Source organism: Actinomadura hibisca NBRC 15177, assembly GCF_001552635.1.
In the GTDB taxonomy this organism is placed as follows: domain Bacteria; phylum Actinomycetota; class Actinomycetes; order Streptosporangiales; family Streptosporangiaceae; genus Spirillospora; species Spirillospora hibisca.
The window spans coordinates 1-7,247 of record NZ_BCRO01000005.1; the positions used below are offsets into that span (position 1 = coordinate 1).

The window sequence follows — 7,247 nt, forward strand, 5'->3', positions numbered from 1 at the left end:
CCGAAGACCGGATGGGGCCCGGTCAGGGCGGCCAGCAGATCAGGGCGTGGCCCCAGGTGAGGCCGGCGCCGAACCCGGCCAGCAGGACCAGCTCGCCGGGCGCGATGCCGCGGGTGCGCACGGCGCGGTCCAGGGCGTAGGGCAGGCTGGCGGCGCCGATGTTGCCGACGTCGTGCCCGGCGATGACGGTCTGGCCGGGGTCGAGCCCGATGTCGGCGGCGACGGCCGCCACGAGCTTGGGGTTGGGCTGGTGCGGGACGACCAGGGCGAGGTCGGCGGGTTTGAGGCCGCTCGGTTCGGTGCCCTCGCGGACCAGGCGGGGCAGGGTGCGGGTGATGAAGTCGCGGACGGCGCGGCCGTCCATGTGGATGGTGTGGCCGCGGGCGGCCAGCGTGGCGGGGCTGGCGGGGGTGCGGCTGCCGCCGGCGGGGATGAGGACGTCGTCGGCGCGGGTGCCGTCGGAGCCCAGCTCCAGCGAGGCGATGCCGTAGGGGGCGGGGACGGGGCCGACCACCGCGGCGGCGGCGCCGTCGCCGAACAGGGCGGCGGTGGCGCGGTCGGTGGGGTCGAGGAAGCGCGAGTAGACCTCCACGCCGATGACCAGCGCGTGCCGGGCGGGGGCCGGGGCGCGGGTCGGCTCGATGGGGGACGCGGTGGAGGACGCGGTGGGCGATGTGGTGGGCGATGTGGTGGGGGCCGGGTGGCGGGATGCGGTGTGGGGGGCGGGTTTCGGGGCGTTTTGCGGGGTGTCGTGCGGGGCGTTGCGGGGGATGGTGGGGGAGGAGTCGTGGGGGGTGGTGTCGTGCCGGGTGGCCAGCCAGCCGATCGCGGTCTGGAGTCCGTAGACGAAGCCGGTGCAGGCGGCGGCCACGTCGAAGGCGGCGGCGTTGTGGGCGCCGAGCAGGGCTTGGACGCGGCAGGCGGTGGAGGGGCCGAGCTCGTCAGGGGTGGAGGTGCCCAGCACGATCAGGCCGATGTCGGCGGGGCGCAGTCCCGCGGCGTCCAGGGCTTGGCGGGCGGCGGCGGCGGCCAGGTCGGAGGCGGCCTGCCCGTCGGGGGCGTGGTGGCGCTGGCGGATGCCGGTGCGGTCCTCGATCCAGTCGTCGGCGAGCCCGAGCGAGCGCGACAGCCGGGCGCTGGGCACCGGCTCCCCCGGCAGGTGGGAGCCGGTGCCGAGGATCGCCCAGGGGTGGCGGACGCGCAGGTGGTCGGGGGGTCGGTGGGCGGGTCGGTTCGCCGGGTGTCGGCTCGGGGCCGCCGGATGCTCGGTCATGGATGCTCCCCCCGCCCGGCGGACCGGGCCTGGTGTGCGACGGATGCGGCCGGGCGCGCGGGTCCCGGTGCGCTCGGTGGTCGTGATCGCTGTCGTGATCGCTGTCGTGATCGCAGTCGTGATCGCAGTCGTGATCGCAGTCGTGATCGCAGTCGTGATCGTCTTCCTGGTCGTCGTCGTGCCGTTGTGCCGGTCGTCGTTCCCCGATGGGCGTCGGTTCGGCGCATCGATGGTTGCCAGACCGACCCCTTGAGTGAATAATCCCAGTTTGTGACTTTTGTTCAATAACATTCTGTTAAGCGGCGTTTATCCACCGAGGGAAGCGAGTCTTCCGCTGAGGTAAGGAGAATCCCGCGTGGCACTTTCGGTGACACGGCCGTCCGCCCGGCCCTTGAGGTTCGACCCAGGAGAGGTGGCGGCGCTGCTGTTCGCCGGAACCGGCGCTGCGGGCGCGCCGGACCTGGCGGCGCTGTCGGCGGCGGCGCCGGGCGCGGCGCCGGTGGTGGAGCGGGTGCTGGACACCGTCCAGGAGGCGGTGCGCGACAGCCCGCCGGCGGAGGGGGCGGCGTGGCCGTCGCTGCGGGCGGCGCTGCTGGGGGACGCGGACGCCTACCGGGAGGCGGTGCGGGTGCCGGGGGTGGCGCAGCTGGCCTCCTACACCGCCTCGGTCGCGGTGGACCAGGTGTTGCGGGCGGGCGGGCTGCGGCCGGGGTTCGCGGTGGGGCAGAGCTTCGGGGAGATCGCCGCGATGGTGTGCGCGCAGGTGTTCACCATCGCCGACGGGGCGCGCATGGCCGCCGGGCTGGTGCGGGTGTTGTCGCGGCACGGCGCGGGCGGCGGGCTGGGCCTGCTGGCGGCCGGTGAGGCCGAGGCGCTGGAGTGCATCCGCCGCGCGGGCGCGGACGCCGGGCCCGGCCAGGTGGTGGTGGCGTGCCTGAACGCCCCGCAGGCCACGGTGGTCAGCGGACCCGATGAGCCGCTGGAGCGGGTGCTGGCGGCCGCGCGCGGGTCGGGGGTGCGGTCGGCGCGGCTGGCGATCCCGTACCTGTCGCACCATCCGGCGATGGCGGGCGCCGACCTGGAGTGGTACGCGATGATCCGGCGTTTCCCGCAGCGGCCGTTGCGGGTGCCGGTGTACTCGCCGGTGCGCGGCCGCGCCTACCGCGACGACGACGACCTGCACCGGGCGCTGGCCGACTGCATCGTCAAGCCGGTGCGGCTGCCGGAGACGTTGCAGGCGGTGCGGCGGGCGGGCGCGACGGTGTTCGTGGAGGCCGGCGCGGGCGACGCGCTGTGCCAGTGCGCGCAGCTGTCGGTGCCCGGCGCGCCGACGCTGGCCCCGATGCCGCCGCCACCGCGCGAGCCGCGGCCACCGTCCAAGGCGAGCTCGAAGGGGACGTCCTGATGAGCGGTGTCCCGATGAGCGCTGGCCAGGCGAGCGGTGTTCCCCATGACGACCTGCTGGCGTTCGTGCGGGGCCCGGTGCCCGACGCCAAGGTCCGCGCGCAACTGGCCGAGGCGGTGCCCGAGGAGTTCTGCGACCGGCCCGACGGGCTGACGCCCCGCGAGCGCCAGGACCTGATCTACCGGCGGCTGCGCCAGGCGGGGCTGGCGGCGCCGTCCGCGCCGGAGCTGCTGGAGGACCCGGCGGTGTTGTGCGCGCTGCTGGAGCGCGCCGCGATCGCCGACCCGGCGCTGTTCCACGTGATGCTGCTGCACTACACGCTGGCGCTGGGCCCGATCCTGCGGTTCGGCGGCGGGGACGGCGGGCCGGTCCGCGAGCGCGCGGACCTGGAGTCGATGCGGGCGTTCGGCACGCTGCTGATGACCGAGATCGGGCGCAGCAACAGCCACCTGTCGCCGCGCACCCTGGCCCGCTACGACGAGGCCGCGCACCAGTTCGTGCTGCACACCCCCGACGCGCGGGCGGCCAAGTTCCCCACCAACAGCGCGCATCCGGGCGTCCCCAAGGTCGCGGCGGTGTACGCCACGCTGGAGCACGGGGGCCGCGAGCGCGGGGTGTTCGTGTTCGTGGTGCGGCTGCGCGCGGCCGACGGGTCGGTGCCCGAGGGGGTGCGGATCCTGCCGGGGCCCGACACCAGCGGGCTGCCGGTGGATTATGCGGCGGTGCGCCTGGAGGGGCTGCGGGTGCCCTACGAGGCGTGGTTGCGCGACGGGGCGAGCCTGGAGCCGGGCGGCGGCTTCCACGACCCGGTCGGCGATCCGGCGCAGCGGCTGACGCGGTCGATGGGGGTGGCCCCGGCGGTGTGGCGGGCGGTGATCTCGTCGTCGGCGGCGATCACGCGGGCGTCGGCGGGGTTGCTGCTGGAGCACTCGCGGGGCCGCGCGACGCTGGGGCGGCTGGCGCCCCGGCGGCCGCTGACCGACTACCGCAACCAGCGCGAGGCGGTGCTGGGCGCGCTGGCGTCGGCGTACGCGCTGACGGCGGTGGCCGGGCACGTCAAGGCGCGCCGCACCGCCACCGAGGCCGCCGAGGCCGCCGCCTCCGGCCGGCTCGACGCGGTGCCGGGTGCGGACGGAGCGCCGGGCAGCACGTCAGGTGGGGGGCCGTCGACGGCGTGGGCGCCGTGGTCGGCGGTGGACCGCGACCTGGCGTTGTTGAAGGCGGCCACGACCGCGCAGGCGCAGGAGACGGTGTCGTTGTGCCGGGTGCACAGCGGCGCGCCGGGGTTCGCGGCCACCGACCGGCTGAACGCTTACCGGGGGCTGTCGCACGCCTACACCAGCGCCGGCGGCGACAACGCGCTGGTGTTGTTCGACACCGCGCGGGCGATGGCCGACCTGGACCGGTACGCGCCGCCGCAGGTGGCGGGCGCGGTGCCCGACGGCGGCGACCTGCTGTCGCCGCAGGTGTGGCCGCACCTGGCCGCGATGGCGGAGGCGCGGTTGCGCGAGCGGCTGGCCGAGCGGGTGCGGGCGGCGCGGGCGGCGGGGCGGGACGCCTTCGACGCCTGGAACGACAACCTGGCGCTGGCGACGCGGACCGCGACGCTGCTGGCCGACCGGACGATGCTGGAGATCGTGGCGTCGGCCGCCGCGTCGGCCGCCGGGACCGGCCCGGCCGGGCTGCGGCCGGTGCTGGCGCTGCACGCGCTGGGGTGGCTGGAGCGGCGCGCGGACGTGCTGCTGAACGAGGGGGTGCTGGGGCCCGGGGCGCTGGACCGGGTGTGGGAGGCGCGGCGCGGGGTATGCGACGAGTTGGCGCCGCGGGCGGACGAGCTGGCCGCGGCGTTCGAGCTGCCTGCGTCGATCACCGCGCCCGCCGGGTTCGTCACCGGGCACTGAGGCCGCGCCCGCACCGGCCCTGCACCGGACGGCCGGTAGCGGACCGGCGTCGGGTACGCGCGGGGCCCGTCGCGGCGTCGTGCGGGTCCGGGCGCAGGTCCGTGCGGCGGCTCGCCGCGTGGCGCCACGCGCAACGCCGTAAGTTGCGCAACGGGCTGGGGGAACCAGCGCGGGGTGGCTACCGTTCTCGTTACAGACCGTGCGGGTGACAAGCGTCCGCGCGGAGCCGATATGGAGGTAGGCAACGTGGGAGTCAGTCTGAGCAAGGGCGGCAACGTCTCTCTGACCAAGGAGGCTCCCGGACTGACCGCGGTCGTGGTGGGTCTGGGCTGGGACGTGCGCACCACCACCGGCACCGACTTCGACCTGGACGCCAGCGCGCTGCTGGTCTCGGCGGAGAGCAAGGTGCTGTCGGACCAGCACTTCGTGTTCTTCAACAACCTCAAGAGCCCCGACGGTTCGGTGGAGCACACCGGCGACAACCTGACCGGTGAGGGCGAGGGCGACGACGAGCAGATCAAGGTGAACCTGGCCACGGTGCCGGCCGAGGTCGCCAAGGTGGTGTTCCCGGTGTCGATCTACGACGCCGACGGCCGGCAGCAGAACTTCGGCCAGGTCCGCAACGCGTTCATCCGGGTGGTGAACCAGGCCGACAACAACGAGATCGCGCGCTACGACCTGTCGGAGGACGCCTCGACCGAGACCGCGATGGTGTTCGGCGAGCTGTACCGCAACGGCGCGGAGTGGAAGTTCCGCGCGGTCGGGCAGGGCTACGCCTCGGGCCTGTCGGGCATCGCCTCGGACTTCGGCGTCAGCGTCTGAGCCAGGTCACGGCGCGGTCCGGGTGACGGGCCGCGGCTCGTGCGGGTGTGAAGGTGCGCCGGGCCGTCCCGTCTCTGCTGGGAGGCGGGGCGGCCCGTTGCTGTTCCGGCGGGTTTTCAGTGCGGTTCGGGGTGGTTCGGGGTGGTTCGGGTGCCGTCTCAGTGCAGGGGGACGACGGCCATGGCCTCGATCTCGACGAGCAGGTCCGCGCGGAACAGCCGGGCGACCTGGATCAGGGTGGAGGCGGGGGCGACGCCGTCGGGCAGGTATTGGTCGCGGACCTCGCGGACGACGGTGACCTGGTCGGCGTCCAGCATGAAGTAGCCGAGTTTGACCACGTGCTCCCAGCCGGCTCCGGCGGCGGTCAGCGCGGCCTGCAGGTTGGCGAACACCTGCTGGGTCTGGGCGCGCAGGTCGCCGGGGCCGACCAGGGCGCCGCCGGCGTCCAAGGCGATCTGGCCGCTGACGACGACCAGGCGGCCGGGCACCTCGACCGAGACCACGTGGCTGTAGCCGGGGCCGGGGGCGAGGTCGGGCGGGGTGATCTGGCGGATGTCGGTTCCGTCGCGCTGTGCTTCGTTCACGTGATCAACGTTAGCGCCGCCCGGTGGGCGTGCGGCACGGTCCGGCGCGACCTGCGACAATGATCGGCATGAGCGAGCGCAAGCCGATCGAGTCGTGGCTGTCGGACATGGACGGGGTGCTGGTGCACGAGGGGCAGCCGATCCCCGGCGCCGACGAGTTCGTGCGGCGCCTGTCGGCGGCGGGGCGGCCCTTCCTGGTGCTGACCAACAACTCGATCTACACCCGGCGGGACCTGTCGGCGCGGCTGGCGGCGCTGGGGCTGGAGGTGCCGGCCGAGGCGATCTGGACCTCGGCGCTGGCGACCGCGCGCTTTTTGGCCGACCAGCGGCCCGAGGGCTCGGCGTACGTGATCGGCGAGGCGGGGCTGACCACCGCGCTGCACGAGGCCGGGTACGTGCTGACCGACCTGCGGCCCGACTACGTGGTGCTGGGCGAGACCCGCACCTACAGCTTCTCGCAGATCACGCGGGCGATCCGGCTGATCGAGAAGGGCGCGCGGTTCATCGCGACCAACCCCGACCCGGTCGGGCCCTCGACCGAGGGGGCGCTGCCGGCGACCGGCGCGGTCGCCGCGATGATCACCAAGGCGACCGGGGTGCAGCCCTACTTCGTGGGCAAGCCCAACCCGCTGATGATGCGCACCGCGCTGAACGTGGTGGGCGGGCACAGCGAGAGCACCGCGATGATCGGCGACCGGATGGACACCGACGTGGTGGCGGGCGTGGAGGCGGGACTGGAGACGATCCTGGTGCTCAGCGGCGTGACCCGGGCGCAGGAGGTCGAGCGCTTCCCGTTCCGGCCGACCCACGTGGTGGATTCGATCGCCGACGTCATCCCCATGATCGGAGCATGATCGGCGCCCGTTAGGATCACTGGGTCGTTCATCGGCGGGGCACGGGGGAGGCCCGCCGCCGGTGCGCAGTTCCGCGCCGGCCCCCGCCCGTTGCCCCGGCGCCCGAGGCCGACCGGAGCGCCGTGCACAACCTCAGGGGACCCCTGGACCAGCCGCTGGACCCGCCGCCGGGGATGCCGCCGGGCGCGCCGCCGAAGGGCCGCCGCCGGCCGCTGGGCAAGATCGTGGCCGTGTCGGCGGCCGGGGTGGTGGCGCTGGGCGGGGCGGGCACGGCCGCGGCGTTCGCGCTGGGCGGCGACGAGCCCGCCTCGCACGGCCCGGCCGCCGCTCCGGCGGGCAGGGGCCCGGCTCCCAAGGCGGCGGGCGGCAAGCGCGGCGGCGACGTCCCGGCGGGCCGGTCGCGGCGGG

7 protein-coding genes and 1 pseudogene are annotated in these 7,247 nt (G+C 75.1%); 6 read left to right on the forward strand and 2 right to left on the reverse strand.

The window, feature by feature from the left end:
* Positions 1 to 22 precede the first annotated feature (22 nt).
* Positions 23 to 1,273, reverse strand: a complete 1,251-nt coding sequence (locus AH6_RS41975) for a 3-oxoacyl-ACP synthase III family protein (RefSeq protein WP_083982142.1) — start codon at positions 1,271 to 1,273, stop codon at positions 23 to 25.
* An 82-nt stretch (positions 1,274 to 1,355) separates the two neighbouring features.
* On the opposite strand from AH6_RS41975, the gene AH6_RS02215 reads away from it, so the two are divergent.
* The 4 genes from AH6_RS02215 to AH6_RS02230 all read left to right on the forward strand — a co-directional run bounded on the left by AH6_RS02215 (position 1,356) and on the right by AH6_RS02230 (position 5,401).
* Positions 1,356 to 1,526 (forward strand): hypothetical protein, encoded by a 171-nt coding sequence (locus AH6_RS02215; protein ID WP_157431214.1) that lies wholly within the window; start codon positions 1,356 to 1,358, stop codon positions 1,524 to 1,526.
* A 102-nt stretch (positions 1,527 to 1,628) separates the two neighbouring features.
* Positions 1,629 to 2,678, forward strand: coding sequence for an ACP S-malonyltransferase (locus tag AH6_RS02220; RefSeq protein ID WP_067472605.1), 1,050 nt, complete (start codon positions 1,629 to 1,631; stop codon positions 2,676 to 2,678).
* Positions 2,678 to 4,579, forward strand: a complete 1,902-nt coding sequence (locus AH6_RS02225) for an acyl-CoA dehydrogenase (RefSeq protein WP_245679135.1) — start codon at positions 2,678 to 2,680, stop codon at positions 4,577 to 4,579. Before AH6_RS02220 ends, AH6_RS02225 begins: the two co-directional genes overlap by 1 nt.
* Before the next feature lie 246 nt (positions 4,580 to 4,825).
* A complete protein-coding gene (locus AH6_RS02230) occupies positions 4,826 to 5,401 on the forward strand; it encodes a TerD family protein (protein ID WP_067472617.1) in 576 nt (191 codons plus the stop codon).
* A 158-nt stretch (positions 5,402 to 5,559) separates the two neighbouring features.
* Here AH6_RS02230 and AH6_RS02235 read toward each other — a convergent pair whose 3' ends face one another.
* Positions 5,560 to 5,985 carry a RidA family protein gene (locus AH6_RS02235; protein WP_067472611.1) on the reverse strand — a complete coding sequence of 142 codons (426 nt, stop codon included), beginning with the start codon at positions 5,983 to 5,985 and terminating at the stop codon, positions 5,560 to 5,562.
* A 68-nt stretch (positions 5,986 to 6,053) separates the two neighbouring features.
* Here AH6_RS02235 and AH6_RS02240 point away from each other — a divergent pair, with 68 nt between their 5' ends.
* The gene (locus AH6_RS02240) at positions 6,054 to 6,839 is read left to right on the forward strand and encodes an HAD-IIA family hydrolase (protein ID WP_067472614.1); all 786 of its coding nucleotides are present in this window, start codon (positions 6,054 to 6,056) and stop codon (positions 6,837 to 6,839) included.
* Positions 6,840 to 6,961: 122 nt separating this feature from the next.
* Positions 6,962 to 7,247 (forward strand): annotated as a pseudogene (locus AH6_RS02245) (hypothetical protein); the annotation flags it as partial.